Source organism: Brucella tritici (assembly GCF_902825325.1).
In the GTDB taxonomy this organism is placed as follows: Bacteria; Pseudomonadota; Alphaproteobacteria; order Rhizobiales; family Rhizobiaceae; genus Brucella.
Window position 1 is genome coordinate 134,462 of record NZ_CADEAR010000006.1, and the last position, 23,991, is coordinate 158,452.

Sequence of the window (23,991 nt, forward strand, 5' to 3'; positions counted from 1 at the left end):
ACGAAAAAGGGCGCCGGGCGCCCTTCGTTTTGGCAGTTCGCGAATCAGAGCGGGGCTATATCGCCCCTCGCCCAGCCTTCCGAGGTTTCGGCGGAAAATTCGCCAAAGCGCCCATCGGCAATCGATGCGCGGATGCCCTTCATCAGATACTGATAATAGGCGAGATTGTTCCAGGTGAGCAGCATGGCGCCAAGCGCTTCACCGGATTTCACCAGATGATGCAGATAGGCGCGGCTATAGTCGCGTGACGCCGGGCAATCCGATTCCGGATCAAGCGGACGATGATCGTCTGCATGGCGCGCATTGCGCAGGTTCACCTTGCCGAAGCGCGTAAATGCGAGGCCGTGACGACCTGCACGTGTTGGCATCACGCAATCGAACATATCGATCCCGCGCGCGACCGACTTCAAAATATCATCCGGCGTGCCGACACCCATCAGGTAACGCGGCTTTTCCGATGGCAGGATCGGGCAGACCACTTCCAGCATGTCGAGCATCACCTGCTGCGGTTCGCCGACCGCAAGCCCACCAACCGAATAGCCCTTGAGGTCCATAGCCTTCAGCGCTTCCGCCGATTTCTCGCGCAGGCGCGCCACGTCGCCGCCCTGCACGATGCCGAACATCGCCTTGCCCGGCTGATTGCCGAAAGCGACCTTGCAGCGCTCGGCCCAGCGCAGCGACAATTCCATTGCGCGCTCGGTGTTCTTTTCCGGTGAAGGTAGCGCCACGCATTCATCGAGCTGCATCTGGATATCGGAATCGAGCAATCCCTGAATCTCGATGGACCGCTCCGGCGTCATTTCATACGCCTTGCCGTCGATATGCGAGCGGAATGTCACGCCGTTCTCATCGAGCTTGCGCAACTGCGCCAGCGACATGACCTGAAACCCACCGGAATCGGTAAGGATAGGGCCTTTCCAGCCCCCGAATTCGTGCAAGCCCCCAAGACGCGCCACGCGCTCGGCACCTGGGCGCAGCATCAGGTGATAGGTATTGCCAAGGATGATATCGGCACCAAGTTCTTTCACCTGGTCCATATACATGGCCTTGACCGTGCCGGCCGTACCGACCGGCATGAAGGCAGGGGTACGCACCACGCCGCGCGGCATGGAAATCTCGCCCTGCCGAGCCGCGCCGTCGGTTGCCAGCACTTTGAATTCGAAGTTTTCGGTTGTTTTTAGGTTTTCCGGAGTCATGCGGTGTCTTTAGCTTTGTCGGCTCGCTCTAGCAAGCTGCCGTCACCATAGGAATAAAAGCGATAGCCGTTGGCGATAGCGTGTTCATAGGCGGCGCGCATCGTATCGAGACCGCTGAAGGCCGACACCAGCATGAACAGCGTCGAGCGCGGCAGATGGAAGTTGGTCATCAGCAGATCTACGGCCCGGAAGCGATAGCCGGGTGTAATGAAAATATCAGTTGGGCCTGCCCACGGACGGATGATGCCGTCTTCACCTGCCGCACTTTCGATCAGGCGCAACGATGTCGTGCCGACACAGACGATCCTGCCGCCCCGCTCATGCACAGCATTGAGTGCATTGGCAGTCCGCTGCGACACATATCCGATTTCCGAATGCATCTTGTGGTCGGTCGTGTCATCGGCCTTAACCGGCAAGAACGTTCCCGCCCCCACATGCAGCGTTACAAAATGTTCTTCAACGCCTTTGGCCTTGATCTTTTCCAGAAGGTCGGGCGTGAAATGCAATCCGGCAGTGGGAGCTGCAACGGCCCCCTCCTCGCGGGCATAAACCGTCTGGTAATCCTTGCGGTCGCGCTCATCTTCAGCGCGCTTCGACGCGATATAGGGTGGCAGGGGAATGTGCCCGACAGATGCGATGGCCTCGTCCAGCATGGCGCCAGATAAATCGAAGACGAGAAGCGCTTCGCCTGCATCGCCCTTTTCCGCTACGGTTGCATCAAGTGTTCCGAGGAAGCAGCTTGAACCGGAATGGCCGAAACGGATGCGGTCGCCTTCCTTTACGCGCTTGCCGGGACGTAGAAATGCTTTCCAGCGATCAGGACCGGTGCGCATATGCAGCGTGGCGCTGACCTGCGAAATATTGCCGTCGCGCTCGCGCATGCCTTCAAGCTGCGCTGGAATGACTTTTGTGTCGTTGAACACGAGTGCATCGCCCGGCTGTAACAGATCGGGCAATTCGAATACCTGTCGATCTTCGAATGGCTGGCCGGGACGGACACGCAACAATCTCGCGTGGTCACGCGGCTCCGCTGGACGCAGAGCAATGCTCTCTTCCGGCAAATCGAAATCGAAAAGATCAACACGCATTTTGAACCTCTAAAGCATTTCCAGCAAAAGTGCGAAGCGCCTACGCGGGGAAATCAGTCCACTGGACTGATTTCTGATCCCGCTTCGATGCGTTCGGAAATGCGGTAAACAAATTACGGCCCCGGCATGAACCGGAGCCGTAATTTCTCAATGGAATTGGCAGGATCAGATGTCGGCAGCGATGCGGGCCGTCACGATCGTGTCCGGATCGGATACAGGCTCACCGCGCTTGATCTTGTCGACATTATCCATGCCTTCAATGACCTGGCCCCAGACGCTGTACTGGCGGTCGAGCCACGGAGCGTCGGCAAAGCAGATGAAGAACTGCGAATTGGCCGAATTCGGGTTGGCCGAACGTGCCATCGAAGCAGTACCGCGCTTGTGCGGCGTGTTGGAGAACTCAGCCTTCAGGTCCGGCTTGTCCGAACCGCCCATGCCGGCGCGCGAGCCATTGAAATGAGCACCACCGGTCTTGCCGAACTTCACGTCGCCGGTCTGGGCCATGAAGCCGTCGATCACGCGGTGGAATACAACGCCGTCATAAGCGCCTTCGCGAGCCAGTTCCTTGACGCGCGCAACATGATCCGGCGCGAGGTCCGGGTAGAGTTCGAGCACGACATTGCCCTTGGTGGTTTCAAGAACGAGCGTGTTTTCAGGGTCTTTGTAAGCCATTGGGCCTCTCCTTGTATTTACTTTTTACCGGCCTGAAGCGTGGCCTTGATGATCTTGTCTGGGTTTTCCACGGCACCATTATCGGATTCGCTACCCTTCTTTATCTTGTCGACGACATCCATACCGCTGACAACCTTGCCGACCACGGTATACTGGCCGTTGAGGAACGCGCCGTCCGCAAACATGATGAAGAATTGCGAATTGGCCGAATTCGGGTTCTGGCTGCGGGCCATGCCGACCGTGCCGCGCACGAAGGGTTCCTTGGAGAATTCGGCCGGAATATCCGGATAGTCGGAACCGCCGGTGCCGACGCGCGAAGCATCGAAGCCCTTGTCCACATTACCAAACTTCACATCGCCGGTCTGGGCCATGAAGCCCGGAATGACGCGATGGAAGGCAACACCGTTATATGCGCCTTCTCCGACCAGCTTTTCAATCTGGGCAACATGCTTCGGTGCGAGATCGGGGCGAAGCTGGATGGCAACGTCGCCGTCCTTCAGCTTGAGAACCACGGTGTTTTCGGCCTTGACGGCGGAAGCCGTCTGGACCGCACCTTGCGACAGCGCGATAAAGGCAACAGCGGCAAGCGCCGAACGAAAGAAAGACATGATCGAAAAACTCCCTGTGATCAGGATTTGAATTTGGCGTTCAAGGCGGCAGCAACAGCCGCAGGAACGAAAGGCTTTATATCGCCGCCCATGGAGGCAATCTGGCGAACCAATGTGGCGGTAATCGTGCGCACTGCCGGGTCTGCCGGGAGGAACACGGTCTGCAATTCCGGCGCCATCGTGCCATTCATGCCCGCCATCTGCATTTCATAGTCGAGATCGGTTCCGTCGCGCAAACCGCGCACCATCAATTGTGCGGCATGTTTGCGTGCTGCATCGATAACCAGCCCGTCGAAGGAAATGACGGAAACCCGGCCTGCATCCTTGCCCAATACAGCCTTCGAGCTTTCACCGATGAGCGCCACGCGTTCCTCGAAGGTGAAGAGAGGTCTTTTGCCGGGATGAACGCCGATTGCGACAATAACCTCGTCGGCAAGGCGCAGGGCACCTTTGAGGACATCCATATGGCCGTTTGTCACCGGGTCGAAGGAGCCCGCATAAATCGCGATCGTCATTTCTTCCAGCTAGCCTTTTCTGACGGGATTTTCAACAAGAACCACTGCGATAAGAAAACAGAAACCAAGAAACCAGATGAACGCGAAATGAACAGCGATTTCACGACAAGTTCACAACCGATTTACCAAGATAGGTGCAAGTTTGGTGCAACCTTTTCGCTTCTGAAGCGTATGTATGTCGAAAGGATAACACGATGATGATCTTTCTTCTGGCATTATCCATGATGGTCGCGATGGCTGCGTCGGCAATCATATTGCTTCTCGACGAGAACGAAGCCAAGCGTCAGCGCGTGCGTCAGGTGGCATTCGACATCAACAGCTTGCGCAACATGCGTTCGCGCTAAGTAATAACAGCCGAGTTCACGCAATAGCGTTGGAGCTTGCTGGCAAAGAGTTTGTGTGATCGCCAATTCCTCCAGTCTTGGCATCTGAAAAAGGCCGATGGTTCCCGCCATCGGCCTTTTTCATTGTTCAGAACAAAAAGCCGGAGCTTCCTGACTATTCTTCGGTGCCCGCCGTTGGTGTTTCACCTTCGGAAGCTGCCTCGCCATCATTGCCGTTTTCTTCGTCGCTATCCGCTTCGGATATGCGTTCGACCGAGACGACCTTCTCGCCGTCCGCCGTATTGAAGATCGTGACGCCCTTGGTGGAACGTCCGGCAATGCGAATACCGTCAACCGGTACACGAATGAGCTGTCCGCCATCGGAAACGAGCAGAATCTGATCGCTTGCCTCGACCGGGAACAGGGCAACAAGCTTGCCGATTTCGTCGGTCTTCGACGTATCGGTGGCGCGAATGCCCTTGCCACCACGACCGGAAACGCGGAACTCGTAAGATGAGGAACGCTTGCCGTAACCGTATTCGCTGACAGTCAGCACGGTTTCTTCGCGAGCCTTCAGCTCCTGATAGAGTTCTTCGGTCAGTTCCGCATCGGTTCCAACGTCTTCACCGACCACAACAATATCATCGGCATCGTCCGCACCCTGCGCCCTGCGCTCGGCAATCGAACGCTTGAGATAGGCGGAACGGGTCGATGCATCGGCATCGACATGATGCAGGATAGCCATGGAGATGACCTTGTCGCCATCGGCCAGATTGATGCCACGCACGCCGATGGAGTTGCGGCCTGCAAAGACGCGCACATCGGTAACCGGGAAGCGGATGCACTGGCCGCCAGCACAGGTCAGAAGCACGTCGTCGAATTCCGTACAGGTATCGACCGAGAGGATTTCATCGCCCTCGTCTTCGAGCTTCATCGCAATCTTGCCGTTGCGGTTGACCTGCACGAAGTCCGACAGCTTGTTACGGCGAACCGTACCGCGCGTAGTCGAGAACATGACGTCGAGGTTTGCCCAGGATTCTTCATCCTCCGGCAGCGGCATGATTGTGGTGATGCGCTCGCCCTGCTGCAATGGCAGCATGTTGATGAGCGCCTTGCCGCGCGACTGCGGTGTACCGACAGGCAGACGCCAGACCTTCTCCTTGTAGACAATGCCACGCGAGGAGAAGAACAGAACCGGCGTATGCGTATTGGCGACGAACAGGCGCGTGACGAAATCCTCGTCCTTCGTTGCCATGCCGGAACGACCCTTGCCGCCACGACGCTGCGCACGATAGGTCGTCAGCGGAACGCGCTTGATATAGCCTGCATGGCTGACGGTGACGACCATATCCTCGCGGGCGATCAGGTCTTCATCGTCCATTTCAGCGCCACCGAAACCGATTTCGGTGCGGCGCGGCGTTGCGAACTCATCGCGAACCGCAATCATCTCGTCCTTGACGATCGTCATCACGCGCAGGCGCGATGAGAGGATGTCGAGATAATCGCGGATTTCCTCGCCGATCTTGTTCAGTTCGTCGGCCACTTCGTCGCGACCGAGCGCGGTCAGGCGCTGCAGACGCAGATCGAGAATGGCACGAGCCTGTTCCTCGGAGAGATTGTAGGTGTTGTCCTCATTGATGGTGTGTCGCGGATCGTCGATCAGACGGATCAGCGGCGCTACATCGACTGCCGGCCAGCGACGTTCCATCAACTGCTCGCGCGCCGTCGTCGGATCGGGCGCACGGCGAATGAGTGCAATCACCTCATCGATATTGGCAACGGCAATTGCAAGACCCACCAACACATGCGCGCGGTCGCGCGCCTTGTTGAGCAGGAACTTGGTACGGCGCGTCACCACTTCCTCGCGGAAGACGACGAATGCGCGCAGCATATCGAGCAGATTGAGCTGTTCCGGCTTGCCGCCGTTCAGCGCCACCATGTTGCAGCCGAACGAGGTCTGCAGCGGCGTGTAACGATAGAGCTGGTTCAGTACGACATCGGCAACGGCATCGCGCTTGAGTTCCACCACGACGCGATAGCCTTCGCGGTCGGATTCGTCGCGCAGATCGGAAATGCCTTCGATGCGCTTGTCACGCACCAGTTCGGCCATCTTCTCGATCATCGAAGCCTTGTTCACCTGATACGGAATCTCGGTGATGATAATGGCTTCGCGGTCACCACGCATCGGCTCAATGGTGGCGCGTCCGCGCATGACCACCGAACCGCGTCCGGTCGTGTAGGCGGAATTGATGCCTGCGCGTCCAAGAATGATGCCGCCAGTCGGGAAATCCGGACCTGGAATGATTTCCATCAATTCGGGAAGCTCGATGGCCGGATTGTCGATCAGCGCAATGCAACCGTCGATGATTTCGCCGAGATTGTGCGGCGGAATATTGGTCGCCATGCCGACAGCGATACCGCCCGAACCGTTGACAAGCAGGTTCGGGAAGCGTGCAGGCATAACCACAGGTTCCTGCTCGCGGCCGTCATAATTGTCCTGGAAGTCGACCGTATCCTTGTCGATATCCGACAGGATGGATTCGGTAAGCTTTTCCAGACGACATTCGGTGTAACGCATCGCCGCCGGAGGATCGCCGTCGATGGAGCCGAAATTGCCCTGCCCGTCGACCAGCGGATCGCGCATGGAAAAATCCTGCGCCATACGCACGAGAGCGTCATAAATAGATGCGTCGCCATGCGGGTGATACTTACCCATGACCTCACCGACCACACCCGCCGACTTGCGGTACGGGCGGTTATAGGCGAGGTTCATCTCGTTCATGGCGTGGAGAATGCGGCGATGCACGGGCTTCAGGCCGTCGCGCACATCGGGCAACGCACGGCTCACGATAACGCTCATCGCGTAATCGAGATAGGAGCGCTGCATCTCCTCGATAATGGAAATCGGTTCGATACCGCTAGGGCCGCCGTTTGGGCCACCATTCATATCGTCGGAACCGGGTGGAGGCGTTTGATCTGACACTATTCAGATTTCTTTCTCAACAGAATCGATAAAGTCACTTTATAACGGAAACCAGCAAAAAACGCCAATTTCGCGACCGTTTCGGCGAGCTATTTCCGTATATCAATTCAATGACTTAAAAGATATTCACATAAAGATTGAGCAACGATGTTGCCCGTCACGGCGCTTTGCGTCGACCATGCGCCACTGATCGTCTACAATCCATGTATCCGATTGAGCATAACATGCCAACAAGAAGGGCGCTTGCAGTATGGGGTTCTACGATACGGTTTTCAGCGCGTTCGTCACCCTGCTTGTTACAATCGATCCGCCCGGACTGGCGCCGTTGTTTCTGGCCCTGACGCCGGGCATGGAGCGGCACCACCGCGGACAGGTGGCGTTACGCGCTTCTATCATCGGTTTTATCGTGATGGCGCTCTTTGCCATTGCGGGCGCGCAGATACTCGGCATGTTCGGCATTACCATTGGCGCGTTCCGCGTTGCCGGTGGCCTGTTGCTGTTCTGGATCGCTTTTGAAATGATTTTCGAGAAGCGGACGGAGCGCAAGGAAAAGAGCGCCGAGGTTGCCATCACCAAAGACCATATCCGCAATATAGCCGCCTTCCCGCTCGCCATTCCGCTGATTGCCGGTCCCGGAGCGATCTCGGCTATCGTGCTGACCTCGGACTCGTTCCATGGAATTGGACCGCGAGCCGCTCTGCTTGGCGTTATCTTCGTCTGCCTGCTGATTACCTATCTCGTGCTGCTGCTGGCGGAGCGCGTCGACCGGTTTTTGGGCGAAACCGGTCGTTCCATCCTGACCCGCTTGCTCGGCGTCATTCTGGCAGCGCTTGCCGTTCAGTTCGTTGCCGACGGCATCAAGACACTCATCAACGGTTAAGCCGATTTCTGCGCCTTCTTGCCGATCATGGCGTGACGAAGCTTGGACGAGAACCAGTCGATCACGGCGACGGCGATCAGGATCATGATAATCAGGAAGGAAACATCCTGAAGGTTCAGAACCTTGATCTGCTCGGCCAGATGCGCGCCGATCCCGCCTGCCCCGACGATGCCGATGATTGTCGCCGAACGGGTATTCGACTCAAAGAAGTAAAGCACCTGACTGCCGATCAGCGGCAGAACCTGCGGCAGCACGCCAAAGCGATAACCGTGCAGTCTGCCGCCGCCCGATGAAACCACACCTTCGACCGGCTTCTTGTCAGCACCTTCAATGGCTTCGGAGAAAAGCTTGCCGAATGCCCCGAAATCCGAGCAGGCGATGGCGAGAATACCGGCAAACGGTCCAAGCCCCACAACCGAAACCCAGATCAGCGCCCAGATCAGCGTATCGACGCCGCGAATGGTGTCGAGGAAGCGGCGAATGCCAAAATGCAGGAACACATTCGGGATAATGTTCTTCGCCGCCAGGAACCCGAACGGAAAGGCGAGGATTGCCGCCAGCAATGTGCCGAGATAGGCGATTGCCAGCGTTTCCATCATCGACCACAGATAGAGGCTGAAACGTCCGCCTGACGATGGTGGCATCATCATCAAGGCGAAATCGCCAAGGCGCCCGAGGCCGTTGAGAATACGCAGCAGCGAGAAATCAAGCCAGTAGAAGGCGAACCAGACCGACGCTATAACAGCTACGGTTAAAATCGCCAGATTGCGCCATGTGCGGCCATTGCCGAACAGATCGGCGTATTCGGTCCTCAATTCCTTTTCGTGTGCATGTGCCTCACGGGAGAGAGTTTGTGCAATGTCGGTCATAATTCTCTCTCCTCAACCTATACGGCCAAGTAGTGCATGTCGCACGCGCTGTGTAATGAGGTCGATGACAACAATGGTCACGATAATCAGAACCAGGATGGCGCTGACATCGCTGTAATAGAATTGGCGGATCGAGGTGAGCAGTTCCTGCCCGATACCACCCGCCCCCACAAAGCCCATGACGGAAGCGCCGCGCACGTTGATTTCAAAGCGCAGCAGGCCATAGGAAGCAAAATTCGCTGCCACTTGCGGAAGCACGGCAAAGCGAATGACCTGCAAGCCAGAACCGCCCGATGCGCGAATGCCCTCCACCGGGCGCATGTCGATGTTTTCGACGACTTCGGAAAACAGCTTGCCCAGTGCACCTGTCGTGTGAAGCATCAGAGCCAGCACACCGGCCATCGGTCCAAGCCCGAAGGCGATAACGAAAAGCAGCGCGAAGACGATTTCCGGAACCGTGCGCAACAGTTCCAGCCCGCGACGCACAATAAAACGCACCGTCGAATTGGGAGCCATATTGGACGATGCTGCGAATGATGCGGCAAAAGCGACGACCGCACCGATCAATGTCGCCAGATAGGCGATCAGCAGTGTCTCGAACAGCATCTTGAGCCAGCCGCCGAGGTTCCAGTACCACGCAGCCAGATCGCCCCAGAAATTGGCGAAGGTCAGATCCGGCAGAATGCGACCGAGATAGCTTGTAAAGCGAAAGAGATTTTCGACCAGCGTGCCCGGCCGAACATCGGCAACGACGGAGGCAGCAATGGCGACAACGACAAGCGCAAGAAGGAGCGCGATACCGTAGAGACGTCGTTTGCCAACTTCTCTCCGATAATCGGCAAGCAGGCTTTTTGCTCCGTTGCCGTCTAGTGAGGATACCGTCATGCGAGATTCCCTAATAAAAGTGCCCGAAGCTTTAGCGGCTTCGGGCACTTCAATTATTCTACGGATTAGGACTTGCGTGCCTTGTCGTTGAACTTGAGCATCTCGATGATCGGTTCATAGTCCTTGGCTTCGGTGGCTACGAATTCCTTGTCCTTTCCGTCGGAAAGAGCGTCAAAGCCGGCCTTGTCCTTCTTCGGCATGTCGAGGAAAGCCTGCTTGATGTCGGCCTTCAGCTGGTCGGGCAGCGCGCTGAGAACAGCGAACGGACCTTCAGGAAGGAAGTCCGACTTGAAGATGATGCGGAAATCATCCTTCGTCATTGCCTTGCCGTTGGCGTCTTTCAGAACGCCGCGGCTGACCATGCGGGTCAGGTTGGAGTCGTCTTCCGAATTCCAGGAGTTGGCAGCAGCGTCTGCGGTACCCTGCGCGAGAGCGAGAACGGCGTTTTCATGGCTGCCAGCGAAGAAGTTCTTACCGAAGAACGTATCGACACTATAACCGTCACGGTTGAGGAAGAAGCGCGGAGCGTTGTTACCCGAGGTCGAATTTGGATCGACGAGAGCAATGGTCTTGCCCTTCAGGTCTTCCATGGTCTTGTACGGGCTGTCAGCGCGAACATAAACAACCGAATAATAGCCGTTGACGCCAGTGTCGTGACGCTGGTTGACAAGCGGCGTGGTCTCAACACCAGTCATGACGGCGCGGGAATAAGATGCCGGGCCATAGAATGCGATCTGGATGTTACCGGCGCGCTGGCCCTCGATTACAGCAGCATAGTCGTTGGCAACGCGCAGCGTGACCTTCGTGCCGAGTTCCTTGCCGAGATAGGCAGCCAGAGGTGCATAACGGTCGGAAGTGGTCGAAGCGTTTTCTGCTGGGATCACGCCCAGAACGATTTCTGGGTAGTCCTTGCTCCAGTCAGCAGCCTGAGCGGTGGAGGCCATCATTGGCATGGTCAGCGTAGCGGTAAGCGCAGCAGCCGCCAGAAAGTTTCTACGGTTAAGCATAGGTATCTCCTGTTAATCCCCGATTTTAGAAGGTAATTTTCCTGCGTTTACGCGGAAAGCTGACGCAGAACGGCTTCAGCCGACTGCGGAACTGGCATTGGCATTGTTTCGCCCTGCTGCTCATCGGCATCGATGACGTCAGCGGCTTCCATGCCGTAAAGGTCGCGTGCTGCCATTTCGGTCAGCATCGACGGTGTGCCGCGGAATACGATCTTGCCGGCCGACATACCGACAAGACGGTCGCAATAGCTGCGCGCAATATCGAGCGAGTGCAGATTGCAGAGAACCGTGATGCCATATTCGCGATTGATGCGACGCAGGGCGTCCATGACGCTGCGGGTGTTGCGCGGATCGAGCGATGCAATCGGTTCGTCGGCGAGAATGATGCGCGGCTGCTGGACAAGCGCACGGGCAATCGCCACGCGCTGCTGCTGGCCGCCCGAAAGTTCATCGGCGCGATGCGCTGCAAGATGCGCAATATCGAACTGCTGCAAGGCGGAAAGAGCAATCAAACGCTCTTCATCGCTCCAGATGCGCAGAAGCGATTTTGGCGTCGAAACATAGTTCAGACGGCCCATCAGAACGTTGGTCAGAACATCAAGACGATCGACCAGATTGAAATGCTGGAAAATCATCGCGCATTGCGCACGCCAGTCGCGCAGTCCCGAACTTTTAAGGCCCGTAACGTCGCGACCGTCCCAATGGATGGTCCCTTCGGAAGGTTCGACAAGGCGATTGATCATACGCAGAAGCGTCGACTTGCCCGCGCCAGAGCGCCCGATAATTCCCACAAACGTGCCCGGCTCGATTTCGAGGTCCACGCCCGAAACCGCCACCTTGTCATTATAGCGGCGCGTTATGTTTTTCAGTTGAAGCATGAATTCGTCTCCATTCATGCTCACTCTGAATTGCTTCCATGACACTGCGATGAAAGCAGAATGACGTTTGTGTAAATTTACACGCCGCTATAGGGATTTTATCTAAGCGATTGTTTTAACAGCTATTTCATTTAAGTGACGAAGGAAGGCGTCTGTGGATGCATTCACATTGCCGGAATTGTCTATTGTGACAACATCCGCGGCACCGTCATCAAAGCTCACTTCGCGCGCCAGCCGCAAGGCGATTTCCTCCCGGCTTTCACGACCGCGCGATGCAAGCCGTTCAGCGAGAACGTCCGGTCGGGCCGTTATCACGACCACAGAGCGCGACGTGTAGAGCCTGCGAATATCACCCAGAACCCGTCGCGAGACATTGGCGACCACAACGATGCCGTCGGCGATTTCATCCTCAAGTGATTTCGGCAATCCATAGCTCAGACCATGCGCCTGCCAGTGCAGGGCAAAAGCGCCCTCATCTGCCGACTTTGCAAATGCCGCTTCATCCAGACTGTCGTGATCTTCCGTTCCCGGCATTTGCGGGCGGGTTATGATGCGGCGCACAAAATGAAACCGCGTGTCGTCCGCAAGAGCCGCACGCGCTGCATCCATGATCGTATCCTTGCCGGCCCCGCTGGGGCCGACAACGGCGACGAAACAGCCTTTCGGCATATCGGATTGCATCTGCATCAGAGCACCCGCTCGCCTTCGCGCCAGACAGTGCGGACAACCGGGATCGCGCCTTTCGGGCGCACGCGAACCATATCGGCACGTTTTCCGATAGCGATCTCGCCGCGATCATCCATGGCCATGGCGTCGGCGGGATTCTTGGTCACGAGGCGGACAGCCTGTGGCAGTGCAATCGGACGTTCGCCCGAAGCAAGACCGAAAGCCGATTGAATGAGGCTAAACGGGATATAATCCGAAGACAGAATGTCGAGGCTACCATTATCAACAAGATCGCGTGCAGCGATATTGCCGGAATGCGAACCACCGCGAACGATGTTTGGCGCCCCCATCAGAATCGAGAGCCCTGCGCCTTTTGAAGCATTTGCGGCTTCCATCGTGGTCGGAAACTCGGCGATCCGCACGCCATGGTCGAGCGATTCATCGACATGCGCGCTGGTCGCATCATCATGGCTGGCCAGAACGATGCCGCGCGTCGCAGCCAGTTCGGCGATGGAACGGCGATGCTTGGCCGAATAGGCGTCCGAATCCGCCATGCGCTTCTCACAATGCACGCGGAACTCCTCATCCGTGAGCTTCATTTTGCGCATGTAATAGGTGCGATAGGTCTCAAGATCAACGAATTGACGTTGTCCCGGCGCATGATCCATCAACGAAGCGAGTTTGACGCGGTCGTCACCTGCGAAAAGCTCGAATGTTTCCAGGCAATCCGCCGACGAAACCTCGCAGCGCAGGTGCAGAAAGTGGTCTGCACGCAAGCGATTTTCGCGAACACCGCTTTCGATAGCATCAGCAAGCATCCGCATATCCTCGCCTACGAAGTCGCGGTCATAGTCGGAACCAACGCGCATCGCATCGAAAACTGTCGTAATGCCGGATGCTGCAACCTGCGCATCATGTGCCTGAACCGCTGCATCGACATTCCAGCGAACTTTCGGACGCGGCGCATAATGGCTTTCGAGCTGGTCCGTGTGCAGCTCAATCAGACCCGGAATGACATAATCGCCATCCATGTCATCGCCGCCATTGGTATTGCCCTGATCGATTGCTGCAATTTTGCCGTCACGGATCAGGATAGAACCGGAAACAATCTCGTCAACAAGCACGATCTGTGCGTTTTTCAGAACGATTTCATTAGCCATTGGATAGCTCTTTCATGACCGCATTTGTATTGGCGGGTGTTTCATATTTCGAGAGAAAAGATTCGATATCGAGCGCGCGGAAATCGTCGAGAGCTTCGTGCAAACGCTTATGGCTCCAGTCCCACCATGCCAGCCGATCCAGGCGATTGCCGGTCGCAGCGTCGAAGCGTTCGCGAATGAGACGCGCCGGTACGCCGCCCACAATCGTATAGGGCGCCACATCCTTGCTCACCACTGCACCGGCCCCGACAACCGCACCATTGCCGACTGTCACGCCCGGCAAAATGGTTGCGCCGTGACCGAGCCATGTATCATGACCGATCTTCACGGCATTGCCGCGACGCCACTCGAAAAACTCCGTTTCATCCTTTTCTTCCGGCCAGTAATCACCGGCGCGGTAAGTGAAATGATGCAGTGTCGGACGCCATGTCGGATGGTTGGTGGCGTTGATGCGCACATGGCTGGCGATGTTGGAAAACTTGCCGATCTCCGCGCACCAGATTTCGCAATCGACACCAAGATAGGAATAGTCGCCCAGTGCGGTTTCAGAAACGCGGGAGCGCTCGCCGATCTCCGTATAGCGACCAAGCGTGCAACCGCTAACGACGGCGGTTCCATGCACCAGCGGCTCCACCGAGAGTTTGGTCATGCTAGCGCCCTCGGAGAAAAAGCTGTCACGTCGATAATCCGGTCGGCAACCTCCGTGCGCACATCCTCATCGTGGAAGATGCCGAGCATGGCGACGCCCTGCTCTTTCTTGGTCTTGATGAGATCAACGACGACCGCACGGTTCTTCGCATCGAGCGAAGCGGTCGGCTCATCAAGCAGCAATACCGGATGATCCGTAATGAAACCGCGCGCGATGTTCACGCGCTGCTGCTCACCGCCGGAGAAAGTCGCAGGTGGCAAGGCCCACAGCCTTTCCGGCAGGTTGAGCTGCGCCAGAAGTTCGCGAGCGCGGTTCAGTGCCGCTTCACGATCGACGCCACGCGCAACCAGCGGTTCGGCAACCACATCGATTGCCGCAACGCGTGGCAGCGTGCGCAGAAACTGGCTGACATAGCCGATCGTGTCGCGACGCACGGCCAGCACTTCACGCGGATCGGCTGTAGCAAGATCGACAGTGCGGTCTGCATGACGGATCAGGATCGAGCCGCCATTGACCGCATAATTACCGTAGACCATTTTAAGAATCGAGCTTTTGCCCGCACCCGAAGGACCGCCAAGCACGGCGCATTCACCGGCATGGAGTTCGAAGTTCACGCCGCGAACGACCGGAAGTTCGATGCCGCCTTGCAGATGCATCACGAAGGTTTTCGTGACATCGGTGACGGTAAGCGGGGCTGATGTTTGCAACATAGACATTTTTCACCTCGTGCATGAAGTTCGTCTAATTTAGGAACAGCATGCTACAAATATCTGTTTTAGTTTACTAAACCTGCAGAATTGACGACACGAGTAACTGCGTATATGGCGCCTGCGGATCGTCCAGCACGCGGTCGGTCAGTCCCTGTTCGACAATATGGCCGTCTTTCATGACCATGATGCGATGGGACAGAAGCCGGGCCACGGCGAGATCGTGGGTAACGATAATCACCGAGAGGCCAAGGTCGCTGACGAGGCCGCGCAACAGGTCGAGCAGACGCGCCTGTACCGAGACGTCGAGACCGCCGGTTGGCTCATCCATGAAGACAAGACGCGGAGCAGTCACCAGATTGCGGGCAATCTGCAGGCGCTGGCGCATACCGCCAGAGAAGGCGCGTGGCTGATCATCGATACGGTCGGAAGCGATTTCGACGCGTCCTAGCCATTCCGTCGCCGTCGAGCGGATATTGCCATAATGGCGTTCACCAACGGCCATCAGGCGTTCGCCGACATTGGCACCGGCCGAAACCGTCATGCGCAATCCGTCCGCCGGGTTCTGATGCACAAAACCCCAGTCGGTCCGCATCAGGAAGCGGCGTTCCGCCTCGCCAATTTTGTAGAGATCGCGGAATTCACCGTCGCGCATCCGGTATTCAACCGTGCCGGACGTCGGTTCCAGACGGGTTGCCAGACTGTTCAGGAGCGTCGTCTTGCCGGAACCGGATTCACCGACGATGGCCAGCACTTCGCCTGGCCACAGATTGAAGGAGATGTCCACGCAGCCACGGCGATTGCCGTAAAACTTCGACAGGCTGTTTACTCTCAGCAGGGGTTCGTTGTTCATTCTGCTGCCTCCTTATTCGCTGCCAGATGACCGAAATGGCCGTTGGCCTGACGGTCTTCGCAAAAATCGGTGTCGGAGCAGACGAACATCGAGCCGCCACGGTCGTCCAGCACGACTTCGTCCAGATAGACGCCCTTCGCGCCGCAGAGCGCACAGGGTTCCTTGAATTTCTGCACTTCAAACGGATGGTCCTCGAAATCGAGGCTCACCACCTGCGTGTAAGGCGGGACGGCATAGATGCGCTTTTCGCGACCGGCACCGAACAATTGCAATGCCGGAGACATATGCATTTTCGGATTGTCGAATTTCGGCGTCGGCGAAGGTGCCATCACATAGCGCCCCTCGATCATCACCGGATAATCATAGGTCTTGGCGATATGGCCGTGACGCGCAATGTCTTCGTAAAGCTTCACATGCATGAGGCCATATTCGGCCAGCGCGTGCATCTTGCGGGTCTCGGTTTCGCGCGGTTCAAGAAAACGCAGCGGCTCGGGGATCGGCACCTGATAGACGATCACCTGCCCTTCGGTCAGCGGATATTCCGGAATGCGGTGACGGGTCTGGATGATGGTCGCCTCGCCCGTATGGGTAGTAACGGCGACATCGGCTGTCTTCTGGAAGAAAGCGCGGATGGAGACGGCATTGGTCGTGTCGTCAGCACCCTGATCGATGACCTTCAGCACATCGTCCGGCCCGATGATCGAGGCGGTTACCTGCACGCCGCCGGTGCCCCAGCCATAAGGCATCGGCATTTCACGGCTGGCGAAAGGCACCTGATAGCCGGGAACGGCAATCGCCTTCAGGATGGCGCGACGGATCATCCGCTTGGTCTGTTCGTCCAGATAGGCGAAGTTGTAATTGGCCAGATCGCTCATTCTGCGGCCTCCTGTGTTGGGCCTTCAGTCTTATTGTTCGCTTGGTCATATTCCGCGCGCATACGGCGGATGAGATCGAGTTCTGCCTGAAAATCCACGTAGTGGGGCAGTTTCAGGTGCTCGACGAAACCGGTAGACTGCACATTGTCGGAATGGGAGATGACGAATTCCTCGTCCTGTGCGGGAGCGGTCACATCCGTATCGAACTCGCGAACACGCAGCGCACGGTCGCAGAGCGACATGGACATGGCCTTGCGCTCACTCTGGCCGAACACCAGCCCATAGCCGCGTGTGAATTGCGGCGGCTGCTTGGCCGAACCTTTAAATTGATTGACCATCTGGCATTCAGTCAGTTGCACACGACCGAGCGAAACGGCAAAGCCAAGTTCGGGCACGTCGAACTCGACATCCACTTCGCCAATGCGGATTTCACCAACGAAAGGATGCGTGTTGCCATAGCCGCGTTGGGTGGAATAACCGAGCGCCAGCAGGAATCCTTCGTCGCCACGCGCCAGTGCCTGAAGGCGCAGGTCGCGTTCCATCGGAAATGTCCAGGGTTCGCGGGTCAGGTCGCCCGGTTCGTGACCTTCCGGCAGGGAACCGTCATCCTCGATCATCCCGTTGACACCGAGAATATCAGTTACACGTGGTGTCTCTTCCGGCTGAGCCTCCCGCGTTTCCGGTTCCGGCACGGCCACATCGCCCGCGAGATCGGGATCAAGAAGTCGATGTGTATAATCGAAAGTCGGTCCCAGAAGCTGGCCACCGGGCAGATCCTTATAGGTCGCCGAAATGCGGCGCTCGATCAGCATCTGAGCTGTTTCCATCGGACGGGAATAGCCAAAGCGCGGCAAGGTGGTGCGGTAGGCGCGCACCAGAAAGATTGCTTCGATCAGATCGCCACGGGACTGACGCACAGCAAGTGCGGCCAGTTCGCGATCATAGAGCGAACCTTCGGCCATGACGCGATCGACCGCCAGCGCAAGCTGCTCGACAATCTGATCGAGACGAAGTGCCGGGACCGAACGGTCACCGCGACGGCGATCATCGAGAAGACGGTGGGCATTGCGGATGGCTGTTTCACCACCCTTTACGGCAACATACATTTTCAGCCCTCCAGATTGCTTACGCGCGTTGTGCGGGGAAGCGCTGCGACAGCACCGTCGCAGACCAGAACAAGATCCACGCCCAGCGGATATTGCGCGCCGTTCTCGCGCCATTGATTGATGAAATCCTGCGGCAGACCTTCGACGTGAAGCGCTCGTTCACCATCGATACCGGGGCCTTTGAGCACAAAGCCCTGCCCGCTTGTCAGTGAGGCAACAGCGAGGACAATAGTTGTCGAACGATCGGGAAACTCGGCGTCGCCCTGCGAAAACTCTGCCAGGGACGGCAGCAGCGATAGATTACTGACCAGAGCGAATTGCGCGGCGTCTGTATTATCGACATGCGGCGCACCGGTGTGAAAAGTAAGCCAGGCGGTTGCACTTTCATCGGCAGCTATCGCTGCATCGCACCAAACCGTCGCATCATGATCGAGCAAAGTTGCTGCAATAACGCCCAGTTCAGGCGTCAGCGGCTGCGGTGGGGTGGCTGCGCGAGCCAGAGGATAGATGCGGCCGGGATTGGCCATGGCATGCATGACGGCATGGAATGCCGACTGCGCATCCGTCACCGGATCGGCAAAGCCGCCCTCAAACGCGGAGGAAGTGCTGTTTACAGAAGAAGGAAGCATTAATTGTCTCCCCGGACCATTGTGAAGAAATCAACCTTGGTGGCGGCAGCTTCGCCGCGCAACGTGGCGTCCGCGTCGTCGAGCCGCTTGCGCAAGACATTCAGCACCTGCGTCTCCACCGCATCGCGTTGGCCTTCATCCAGCCACAGCGCATCGAAAAGAGCGGCAAGGCGTGCCTTTTCCTGATCGCGACCAAGTGCATAAGAATGACCGACCGAGCCATCGGAGAGCCGCACCGTAGCGCGCGTCACCGTTGCCTCGCCGACATTGAAGGCTGCGCCGCCGCCGCCAATGCGGCCACGCAGCATTACAAGGCCGGTTTCCGGTCCGCGCAGAACCTCGAATTCAGGCTTGTCCGACCATGCCTGCCAGAAAGCCTGCAGCTCTTCGCCACTTGCACGCGCAAGAACCGCCATGCTCGCCTGCCTTGCGGCTTGAACTGGATCTGGCGCCTTTCTGCTTTCAGTGGCGGAACCGGCTCCGCCTCCCTTCGCACTCTGCTCCGTACCGTACATGAGCTTCCCTGCCCTTTGAGATCTTGTTGACTTGCTCTTCGGATTTGTCTAGTTATATAGACAACTATACAATACCAGAATGAATACACCCTGCCAATGACAGGACGATGACAGTTGATGACAAAGACCAGAAGAATTGAGAGAAACAGCGGTGTGGCGATCTGGCGGCAGATTGCCGACGAGATACGCGGCGACATCATGGCGGGGAAGCTTCAGTCCGGTGCGCGCATGCCTGCCGAGATGGAACTTGCCGACAGGTTTGGGGTCAATCGCCATACGGTGCGCAGCGCCATTGCCGCGCTGACGCAGGAAGGCGTGCTGCGCGCCGAGCAAGGTCGCGGCACATTTGTTGCCAATGCAAAGCGTCTGACCTACCAGATTGGACGCCGCACCCGCATTTCGCAATCGCTCGCTTCGCAGGTGCGGGAAATGCAGGGGATTCTATTGGCATCAGGCATCGAACCCGCAACTCGGGAGATCGCAGACGCACTTGAACTGCATGCTGGCGATGAAGTGATCCGGCTTGAAACGATGCACAACGCCGATGGTTATCCAATTTCGATAGCGACTCACTGGATCGATGCTGTGCGCTTTCCTTCCTTTGCGCAGGATTATGCGGAAAGCGGCTCGATAACGGCTGCATTAAAAGCTGCCGGGATCGCCGATTACCTGCGAAAGTCAACTGTCATATCGGCGCGCCATGCCGACCCGAAAGACCTAAGAAACTTGAAATTGTCTCCGGGTGCCATCGTCGTGACAGCTCGTGCGGTGAACGTCGATACGGATGGAAAACCGATCCAATATTCGCTGTCACGTTTTTCGGCTGACAGGATGGAGTTTTCTATCGAGAACGACGAGAACAGCTAATCATCGAGGATGAAGTTTTCGTGGAAGCCGATAATTTCGCCCTAATATCAAAGCCCGTCAGTTGGACTCATTGAGCTCTGGTTAAGCCAGTGCGGCGGCTGAGCATTTGATGTATGCGCTGGATGGCTACTCCAGATCGCATCTTGACTCACATATAATATCCATTATTCTGGATATATGGAAAGCGAAGTAGCAATCACGGCTTTGGCCGCTCTCGCCCAATCGACAAGGCTTGATACTTTTCGATTGCTGGTCAAACACGAACCTGCCGGGATACCTGCAGGCGAATTGGCGCGTATGCTGGATATACCGCAAAATACAATGTCGGCCCATCTGGCTACCCTATCGCGGGCTGGCCTCGTGAAGAGCGAGCGACAGAGCCGCTCGATCATATACCGCGCTGATCTGGATCGATTTCGCGAACTGACGCTATTCATGATCAAGGATTGTTGCGGTGGCAGCGCCGAACTCTGCGGGCCTCTTATCCAGAGCCTGACACCTTGCTGCGCACCCACGGCAACTGCAGCAACCCGATAATCACGGGCTGGTGACACCAGCTCATTCCAATGGACGTAAAATGATGGATCGGTTTCAACAGACGCCCAGGCGACTGCGCGGACAATCACGTTCACATGAGATCAAGGCCATGACACGCAATATGCAAAGACATGTGGAGGGACTCTATGTCTGTCTTTGAAAGATATCTGACCGCCTGGGTAGCCCTATGCATTGTTGCAGGCGTAACGCTTGGGCATCTTTTCCCGACGATATTTCACGCCATCGGCTCTGCCGAAATTGCCAAGGTCAATATTCCCGTCGCCATTCTCATCTGGTTGATGATTATTCCCATGCTCTTGAAAATCGACTTCGCCGCTCTTCGGCAAGTCGGACGACACTGGCGTGGAATTGGTGTTACGCTGTTTATCAACTGGGCTGTAAAGCCGTTCTCGATGGCACTTCTTGCATGGCTGTTTATCGGCTGGCTTTTCCGTCCGCATCTGCCCACCGATCAGGTCGACTCTTATATTGCAGGTCTCATCATCCTTGCCGCAGCACCCTGCACGGCCATGGTCTTCATATAGTCCAGCCTGACAAAAGGAGAACCGCACTTCACGCTGTCCCAAGTCGCATTGAATGATGCCATCATGGTCGTAGCCTTCGCTCCAATTGTCGGGCTTTTACTCGGGCTTTCGGCAATTACGGTTCCATGGGATACGCTCGTTCTATCCGTTGTTCTCTATATCGTCATTCCGGTTATCCTCGCGCAGGTTCTTCGGCGCAGCCTTCTGGCAACGGGCGGACAAAGCGCGCTCGATACGCTGTTGAAAGCTTTGCAACCGCTTTCCCTGGTCGCGCTCCTGACTACTCTCGTCCTGCTTTTCGGTTTTCAGGGCGAGCAGATCATCGCACAGCCGCTCATTATCGCGATGCTTGCAGTGCCGATCCTCATTCAGGTCTATTTCAATTCGGGGCTGGCCTATCTACTCAACCGCCTCTCTGGCGAGAAGCATAGTGTTACCGGACCATCGGCCTTGATCGGCGCGTCGAATTTCTTTGAGCTGGCCGTCGCTGCCGCAATCAGCCTTTTTGGATTTTCATCCGGCGCGGCCCTTGCCACTGTGGTCGGCGTTCTGGTGGAGGTACCAGTCATGCTTTCTGTTGTCTGGATCGTGAACCGCTCCAGAGACTGGTATGAACGCGGCACTGATCAAAAGCCCGCAACACAGACAGGAAACTCCCGATGACCGTCACTATTTTCCATAATCCGAAATGCGGTACTTCACGCAATACGCTGGCAATGATCCGCGCCAGTGGCGAAGAGCCCGTCATAGTTGAGTATGTGCAGAATCCGCCCACGCGGGAACGTCTGGTCGGCCTGCTGGCAGCAATGAATCTGACGCCGCGCGAGCTGCTGCGTGAGAAAGGCACACCCTATGCCGAACTCGGCCTGTCCGATACGAAATGGACTGATGACGAGCTGATCGATTTCATGATGGCTCATCCGATCCTGATCAACCGGCCCATTGTCGAGACGCCTCGCGGCACCAGGCTTTGCCGCCCATCAGAACTGGTTCTAGATATTCTGGAAAACCCAGTCGCATCATTCACCAAAGAAGACGGCGAGTTGGTCAAATTCGGGGAGAGGACATGACTGACGCAGACTTGCCGAATCTGGACCGGAGATCCTTTCATCTACCGGATAATGATCCTCTTCGCGCATCTTTCCCAGAGCACAAGCCTCGTATTCTGCTGCTCTACGGATCGTTGCGCGACCGCTCCTATAGCCGTTTCCTGACGCAGGAGGCCCAGCGATTGCTTGATGCGATGGGCGCGGAAACACGTATCTTTCATGCCAATGGACTACCCTTGCCGGATGACGGCGCACCAAGCCACCCCAAGGTGCAGGAACTGCGTGAGGCCATGCTTTGGTCGGAGGGACAAGTCTGGACCAGCCCTGAACGCCATGGCGCGATGAGTGCTGTTATGAAATCGCAGATCGACTGGATTCCCCTGCCCGGCGGTGCAGTACGTCCAACTCAAGGGCGGACACTGGCCCTGATGCAAGTTTCCGGTGGTTCGCAAAGCTTCAATGCGGTCAATCAGATGCGTATTCTGGGTCGCTGGATGCGGATGATTACCATTCCCAACCAGTCATCGGTTGCCAAGGCCTGGCAGGAATTCGATGATGCAGGCCGTATGAAACCCTCATCCTTCTATGATCGTGTGGTGGATGTCATGGAAGAACTGATGAAGTTTACCGTGATGACGCGTGGCATTTCAGGCCACCTGACAAACCGCTACAGCGAACGGAAAGAAGCCGCAGCACAGCTTGAAAAGCGCGTTTCGCTACAGTCGATCTGACATTCGGGCCATCTGACATTGATAAGTCATTCGCAGGTGCGAAACCAAGCCTTTCTGGCGATCCAAATGGCATCATATAAATACAAACCAACAGAAAAGGCGCTGTAAAACAGCGCCTTATCACATTTAACTTATAAACTGGATTACGTCGGTCCTCAGAACGGAATTTCGTCGTCCAGATCGCGTGAGAAGCCACCGCCGCTGCCGCCGCCCGAAGACGGGCCGGACGAGCCGAAGTCACCGCCACCGCCAGAATAGTCAGACATCTGGTTGCGATTGCCGCCACCGCCGAACGAACGGCCCTCACCGCCGCCTTCACCACGGCTGTCGAGCATCTGCAGTTCACCACGGAACTTCTGCAGCACGACTTCCGTCGAGTAACGGTCATTGCCGTTCTGATCCTGCCATTTGCGGGTCTGAAGTGCGCCTTCGATATAAACCTTGGCGCCTTTCTTCAGATATTGTTCCGCGACCTTGGCAAGGTTCTCGTTGAAAATGACGACGCTGTGCCATTCGGTGCGGTCCTTGCGTTCGCCGGTCTGGCGATCACGCCAGCTTTCCGACGTTGCAATACGCAGATTGGCAACCACATCGCCCGAATTCAGGCGACGAATTTCCGGATCGGCACCAAGATTGCCGACCAGAATGACTTTGTTGACGCTACCAGCCATCGAAAAATTACTCCGGGTCTTGCCTGCACACTCTTTCCGTACGGCTTCGCACAGACAAGAGGCACGTTCCAAATGAAAGATCAGGCGCAACGATGCGCCATCACCAGAAACTCATATGTTCACCTTACAGGACTGGCTCAATGAGCGCTCAATCCAGGGCGGTGAATTTGTCAATGTCCACAGAGTTTATGTTCTTGTTTTGTTCAAAATGCAACCTTCCGACATTTAAAAGTCACACGTTCGCCACAAATTTCCGTGGGTTTTTGCACCGTTTCCTGTGCTGAAAATGCGGTTTGGCTCATTTCAGGGCCTGAAACTGCATCTGCCTTAATTTCAAAACGGCCTCCCCGGTCATCCTCATGAAGCCATGATGACCGCGCTTCGCAAACCGCATCAGCTTCCAAGGAAAAGCCCTGCCGCTCACTGTATCTTTGGCGCGCAGGGCTTGGGGGTTGAGCAATGCTCATGTGTCGACATTAATTCGTCGGCAGGTCTTTTCGGATCACAAAGGCGCACGGCCATTTGCA

The 23,991-nt window shown here is 56.6% G+C and carries 26 protein-coding genes and 1 pseudogene; 7 read left to right on the forward strand and 20 right to left on the reverse strand.

The window, feature by feature from the left end:
• Positions 1-44: 44 nt before the first annotated feature.
• The 5 genes from tgt to coaD form a co-directional block, all read right to left on the reverse strand.
• Positions 45-1,196 carry a tRNA guanosine(34) transglycosylase Tgt gene (tgt, locus tag HWX93_RS10570; RefSeq protein ID WP_176037347.1) on the reverse strand — a complete coding sequence of 384 codons (1,152 nt, stop codon included), beginning with the start codon at positions 1,194-1,196 and terminating at the stop codon, positions 45-47.
• Positions 1,193-2,284 (reverse strand): tRNA preQ1(34) S-adenosylmethionine ribosyltransferase-isomerase QueA, encoded by a 1,092-nt coding sequence (gene queA / locus HWX93_RS10575; protein ID WP_176037348.1) that lies wholly within the window; start codon positions 2,282-2,284, stop codon positions 1,193-1,195. The genes tgt and queA overlap by 4 nt, the downstream gene beginning before the upstream one ends.
• Before the next feature lie 165 nt (positions 2,285-2,449).
• On the reverse strand, positions 2,450-2,956 hold the full coding sequence (locus HWX93_RS10580) for a peptidylprolyl isomerase (protein WP_104756238.1): 507 nt from the start codon (positions 2,954-2,956) through the stop codon (positions 2,450-2,452).
• Positions 2,957-2,973: 17 nt separating this feature from the next.
• Entirely contained in the window at positions 2,974-3,564 is a 591-nt protein-coding gene (locus tag HWX93_RS10585) for a peptidylprolyl isomerase (RefSeq protein ID WP_176037349.1), read from the reverse strand.
• Positions 3,565-3,584: 20 nt separating this feature from the next.
• On the reverse strand, positions 3,585-4,079 hold the full coding sequence (gene coaD / locus HWX93_RS10590; RefSeq protein ID WP_176037350.1) for a pantetheine-phosphate adenylyltransferase: 495 nt from the start codon (positions 4,077-4,079) through the stop codon (positions 3,585-3,587).
• Between the two features lie 194 nt (positions 4,080-4,273).
• On the opposite strand from coaD, the gene HWX93_RS10595 reads away from it, so the two are divergent.
• Positions 4,274-4,423 (forward strand): hypothetical protein, encoded by a 150-nt coding sequence (locus HWX93_RS10595; RefSeq protein WP_168436506.1) that lies wholly within the window; start codon positions 4,274-4,276, stop codon positions 4,421-4,423.
• 154 nt (positions 4,424-4,577) lie between these two features.
• Here the strand turns inward: HWX93_RS10595 and gyrA are convergent, their stop codons facing one another.
• Positions 4,578-7,349 (reverse strand): DNA gyrase subunit A, encoded by a 2,772-nt coding sequence (gyrA, locus tag HWX93_RS10600; RefSeq protein WP_176037446.1) that lies wholly within the window; start codon positions 7,347-7,349, stop codon positions 4,578-4,580.
• A gap of 286 nt (positions 7,350-7,635) precedes the next feature.
• On the opposite strand from gyrA, the gene HWX93_RS10605 reads away from it, so the two are divergent.
• Positions 7,636-8,265 (forward strand): MarC family protein, encoded by a 630-nt coding sequence (locus HWX93_RS10605; RefSeq protein ID WP_109987837.1) that lies wholly within the window; start codon positions 7,636-7,638, stop codon positions 8,263-8,265.
• Here HWX93_RS10605 and phnE (HWX93_RS10610) read toward each other — a convergent pair.
• The 13 genes from phnE (HWX93_RS10610) to phnG all read right to left on the reverse strand — a co-directional run bounded on the left by phnE (HWX93_RS10610) (position 8,262) and on the right by phnG (position 18,965).
• Positions 8,262-9,134, reverse strand: coding sequence for a phosphonate ABC transporter, permease protein PhnE (gene phnE, locus HWX93_RS10610; protein ID WP_176037351.1), 873 nt, complete (start codon positions 9,132-9,134; stop codon positions 8,262-8,264). The two genes, HWX93_RS10605 and phnE (HWX93_RS10610), sit on opposite strands and share 4 nt — an antisense overlap.
• Before the next feature lie 12 nt (positions 9,135-9,146).
• Positions 9,147-10,019 (reverse strand): phosphonate ABC transporter, permease protein PhnE, encoded by an 873-nt coding sequence (phnE, locus tag HWX93_RS10615; RefSeq protein WP_176037352.1) that lies wholly within the window; start codon positions 10,017-10,019, stop codon positions 9,147-9,149.
• A 65-nt stretch (positions 10,020-10,084) separates the two neighbouring features.
• Positions 10,085-11,026 (reverse strand): phosphonate ABC transporter substrate-binding protein, encoded by a 942-nt coding sequence (gene phnD, locus HWX93_RS10620; protein WP_109987834.1) that lies wholly within the window; start codon positions 11,024-11,026, stop codon positions 10,085-10,087.
• A 47-nt stretch (positions 11,027-11,073) separates the two neighbouring features.
• On the reverse strand, positions 11,074-11,904 hold the full coding sequence (phnC, locus tag HWX93_RS10625) for a phosphonate ABC transporter ATP-binding protein (protein ID WP_109987874.1): 831 nt from the start codon (positions 11,902-11,904) through the stop codon (positions 11,074-11,076).
• A 102-nt stretch (positions 11,905-12,006) separates the two neighbouring features.
• Entirely contained in the window at positions 12,007-12,585 is a 579-nt protein-coding gene (phnN, locus tag HWX93_RS10630) for a phosphonate metabolism protein/1,5-bisphosphokinase (PRPP-forming) PhnN (protein WP_176037447.1), read from the reverse strand.
• A gap of 5 nt (positions 12,586-12,590) precedes the next feature.
• Positions 12,591-13,730, reverse strand: a complete 1,140-nt coding sequence (locus HWX93_RS10635; protein WP_176037353.1) for an alpha-D-ribose 1-methylphosphonate 5-triphosphate diphosphatase — start codon at positions 13,728-13,730, stop codon at positions 12,591-12,593.
• Complete coding sequence (locus HWX93_RS10640) at positions 13,723-14,379, reverse strand: DapH/DapD/GlmU-related protein (RefSeq protein WP_176037354.1); 657 nt, start codon at positions 14,377-14,379, stop codon at positions 13,723-13,725. Before HWX93_RS10640 ends, HWX93_RS10635 begins: the two co-directional genes overlap by 8 nt.
• The gene (gene phnL, locus HWX93_RS10645) at positions 14,376-15,095 is read right to left on the reverse strand and encodes a phosphonate C-P lyase system protein PhnL (RefSeq protein ID WP_176037355.1); all 720 of its coding nucleotides are present in this window, start codon (positions 15,093-15,095) and stop codon (positions 14,376-14,378) included. The genes HWX93_RS10640 and phnL overlap by 4 nt, the downstream gene beginning before the upstream one ends.
• A gap of 67 nt (positions 15,096-15,162) precedes the next feature.
• Positions 15,163-15,939, reverse strand: coding sequence for a phosphonate C-P lyase system protein PhnK (gene phnK / locus HWX93_RS10650; protein WP_176037356.1), 777 nt, complete (start codon positions 15,937-15,939; stop codon positions 15,163-15,165).
• Positions 15,936-16,814: an alpha-D-ribose 1-methylphosphonate 5-phosphate C-P-lyase PhnJ gene (locus HWX93_RS10655; RefSeq protein ID WP_109987829.1), complete on the reverse strand. Its 879-nt coding sequence runs from the start codon at positions 16,812-16,814 to the stop codon at positions 15,936-15,938. Before HWX93_RS10655 ends, phnK begins: the two co-directional genes overlap by 4 nt.
• Entirely contained in the window at positions 16,811-17,920 is a 1,110-nt protein-coding gene (locus HWX93_RS10660; protein WP_176037357.1) for a carbon-phosphorus lyase complex subunit PhnI, read from the reverse strand. The genes HWX93_RS10655 and HWX93_RS10660 overlap by 4 nt, the downstream gene beginning before the upstream one ends.
• Before the next feature lie 2 nt (positions 17,921-17,922).
• On the reverse strand, positions 17,923-18,549 hold the full coding sequence (gene phnH, locus HWX93_RS10665; protein ID WP_176037358.1) for a phosphonate C-P lyase system protein PhnH: 627 nt from the start codon (positions 18,547-18,549) through the stop codon (positions 17,923-17,925).
• The gene (phnG, locus tag HWX93_RS10670; RefSeq protein WP_235969098.1) at positions 18,549-18,965 is read right to left on the reverse strand and encodes a phosphonate C-P lyase system protein PhnG; all 417 of its coding nucleotides are present in this window, start codon (positions 18,963-18,965) and stop codon (positions 18,549-18,551) included. Before phnG ends, phnH begins: the two co-directional genes overlap by 1 nt.
• Before the next feature lie 213 nt (positions 18,966-19,178).
• Here phnG and phnF point away from each other — a divergent pair, with 213 nt between their 5' ends.
• The 5 genes and pseudogenes from phnF (at position 19,179) to arsH (ending at position 22,793) form a co-directional block, all read left to right on the forward strand.
• On the forward strand, positions 19,179-19,931 hold the full coding sequence (gene phnF / locus HWX93_RS10675; RefSeq protein ID WP_176037360.1) for a phosphonate metabolism transcriptional regulator PhnF: 753 nt from the start codon (positions 19,179-19,181) through the stop codon (positions 19,929-19,931).
• Between the two features lie 177 nt (positions 19,932-20,108).
• Positions 20,109-20,468: an ArsR/SmtB family transcription factor gene (locus HWX93_RS10680; RefSeq protein WP_109987824.1), complete on the forward strand. Its 360-nt coding sequence runs from the start codon at positions 20,109-20,111 to the stop codon at positions 20,466-20,468.
• Positions 20,469-20,614: 146 nt separating this feature from the next.
• Positions 20,615-21,676, forward strand: a pseudogene (gene arsB / locus HWX93_RS10685) (ACR3 family arsenite efflux transporter).
• On the forward strand, positions 21,673-22,083 hold the full coding sequence (arsC, locus tag HWX93_RS10690) for an arsenate reductase (glutaredoxin) (protein ID WP_176037361.1): 411 nt from the start codon (positions 21,673-21,675) through the stop codon (positions 22,081-22,083). Before arsB ends, arsC begins: the two are co-directional and overlap by 4 nt.
• Positions 22,080-22,793: an arsenical resistance protein ArsH gene (arsH, locus tag HWX93_RS10695; protein WP_176037362.1), complete on the forward strand. Its 714-nt coding sequence runs from the start codon at positions 22,080-22,082 to the stop codon at positions 22,791-22,793. Before arsC ends, arsH begins: the two co-directional genes overlap by 4 nt.
• A gap of 155 nt (positions 22,794-22,948) precedes the next feature.
• Here arsH and ssb read toward each other — a convergent pair whose 3' ends face one another.
• Positions 22,949-23,464, reverse strand: coding sequence for a single-stranded DNA-binding protein (gene ssb / locus HWX93_RS10700; protein WP_006470425.1), 516 nt, complete (start codon positions 23,462-23,464; stop codon positions 22,949-22,951).
• Positions 23,465-23,991: the final 527 nt, after the last annotated feature.

What these genes read in the sequence shown, in the direction of transcription:
- phnG (WP_235969098.1), bottom strand. Translation starts at nt 18,965, where the DNA reads ATGGCGGTTCTTGCGCGTGCAAGTGGCGAAGAGCTGCAGGCTTTCTGG.
- phnH (WP_176037358.1), bottom strand. Translation starts at nt 18,549, where the DNA reads ATGCTTCCTTCTTCTGTAAACAGCACTTCCTCCGCGTTTGAGGGCGGC.
- HWX93_RS10585 (WP_176037349.1), bottom strand. Translation starts at nt 3,564, where the DNA reads ATGTCTTTCTTTCGTTCGGCGCTTGCCGCTGTTGCCTTTATCGCGCTG.
- HWX93_RS10595 (WP_168436506.1), top strand. Translation starts at nt 4,274, where the DNA reads ATGATGATCTTTCTTCTGGCATTATCCATGATGGTCGCGATGGCTGCG.
- ssb (WP_006470425.1), bottom strand. Translation starts at nt 23,464, where the DNA reads ATGGCTGGTAGCGTCAACAAAGTCATTCTGGTCGGCAATCTTGGTGCC.
- phnK (WP_176037356.1), bottom strand. Translation starts at nt 15,939, where the DNA reads ATGAACAACGAACCCCTGCTGAGAGTAAACAGCCTGTCGAAGTTTTAC.
- tgt (WP_176037347.1), bottom strand. Translation starts at nt 1,196, where the DNA reads ATGACTCCGGAAAACCTAAAAACAACCGAAAACTTCGAATTCAAAGTG.
- arsC (WP_176037361.1), top strand. Translation starts at nt 21,673, where the DNA reads ATGACCGTCACTATTTTCCATAATCCGAAATGCGGTACTTCACGCAAT.
- queA (WP_176037348.1), bottom strand. Translation starts at nt 2,284, where the DNA reads ATGCGTGTTGATCTTTTCGATTTCGATTTGCCGGAAGAGAGCATTGCT.
- arsH (WP_176037362.1), top strand. Translation starts at nt 22,080, where the DNA reads ATGACTGACGCAGACTTGCCGAATCTGGACCGGAGATCCTTTCATCTA.
- phnE (WP_176037351.1), bottom strand. Translation starts at nt 9,134, where the DNA reads ATGACCGACATTGCACAAACTCTCTCCCGTGAGGCACATGCACACGAA.
- HWX93_RS10655 (WP_109987829.1), bottom strand. Translation starts at nt 16,814, where the DNA reads ATGAGCGATCTGGCCAATTACAACTTCGCCTATCTGGACGAACAGACC.
- HWX93_RS10580 (WP_104756238.1), bottom strand. Translation starts at nt 2,956, where the DNA reads ATGGCTTACAAAGACCCTGAAAACACGCTCGTTCTTGAAACCACCAAG.
- phnD (WP_109987834.1), bottom strand. Translation starts at nt 11,026, where the DNA reads ATGCTTAACCGTAGAAACTTTCTGGCGGCTGCTGCGCTTACCGCTACG.
- HWX93_RS10640 (WP_176037354.1), bottom strand. Translation starts at nt 14,379, where the DNA reads ATGACCAAACTCTCGGTGGAGCCGCTGGTGCATGGAACCGCCGTCGTT.
- phnN (WP_176037447.1), bottom strand. Translation starts at nt 12,585, where the DNA reads ATGCAATCCGATATGCCGAAAGGCTGTTTCGTCGCCGTTGTCGGCCCC.
- HWX93_RS10635 (WP_176037353.1), bottom strand. Translation starts at nt 13,730, where the DNA reads ATGGCTAATGAAATCGTTCTGAAAAACGCACAGATCGTGCTTGTTGAC.
- HWX93_RS10605 (WP_109987837.1), top strand. Translation starts at nt 7,636, where the DNA reads ATGGGGTTCTACGATACGGTTTTCAGCGCGTTCGTCACCCTGCTTGTT.
- phnE (WP_176037352.1), bottom strand. Translation starts at nt 10,019, where the DNA reads ATGACGGTATCCTCACTAGACGGCAACGGAGCAAAAAGCCTGCTTGCC.
- HWX93_RS10660 (WP_176037357.1), bottom strand. Translation starts at nt 17,920, where the DNA reads ATGTATGTTGCCGTAAAGGGTGGTGAAACAGCCATCCGCAATGCCCAC.
- coaD (WP_176037350.1), bottom strand. Translation starts at nt 4,079, where the DNA reads ATGACGATCGCGATTTATGCGGGCTCCTTCGACCCGGTGACAAACGGC.
- phnL (WP_176037355.1), bottom strand. Translation starts at nt 15,095, where the DNA reads ATGTCTATGTTGCAAACATCAGCCCCGCTTACCGTCACCGATGTCACG.
- gyrA (WP_176037446.1), bottom strand. Translation starts at nt 7,349, where the DNA reads ATGAATGGTGGCCCAAACGGCGGCCCTAGCGGTATCGAACCGATTTCC.
- phnC (WP_109987874.1), bottom strand. Translation starts at nt 11,904, where the DNA reads ATGCTTCAACTGAAAAACATAACGCGCCGCTATAATGACAAGGTGGCG.
- HWX93_RS10680 (WP_109987824.1), top strand. Translation starts at nt 20,109, where the DNA reads ATGGAAAGCGAAGTAGCAATCACGGCTTTGGCCGCTCTCGCCCAATCG.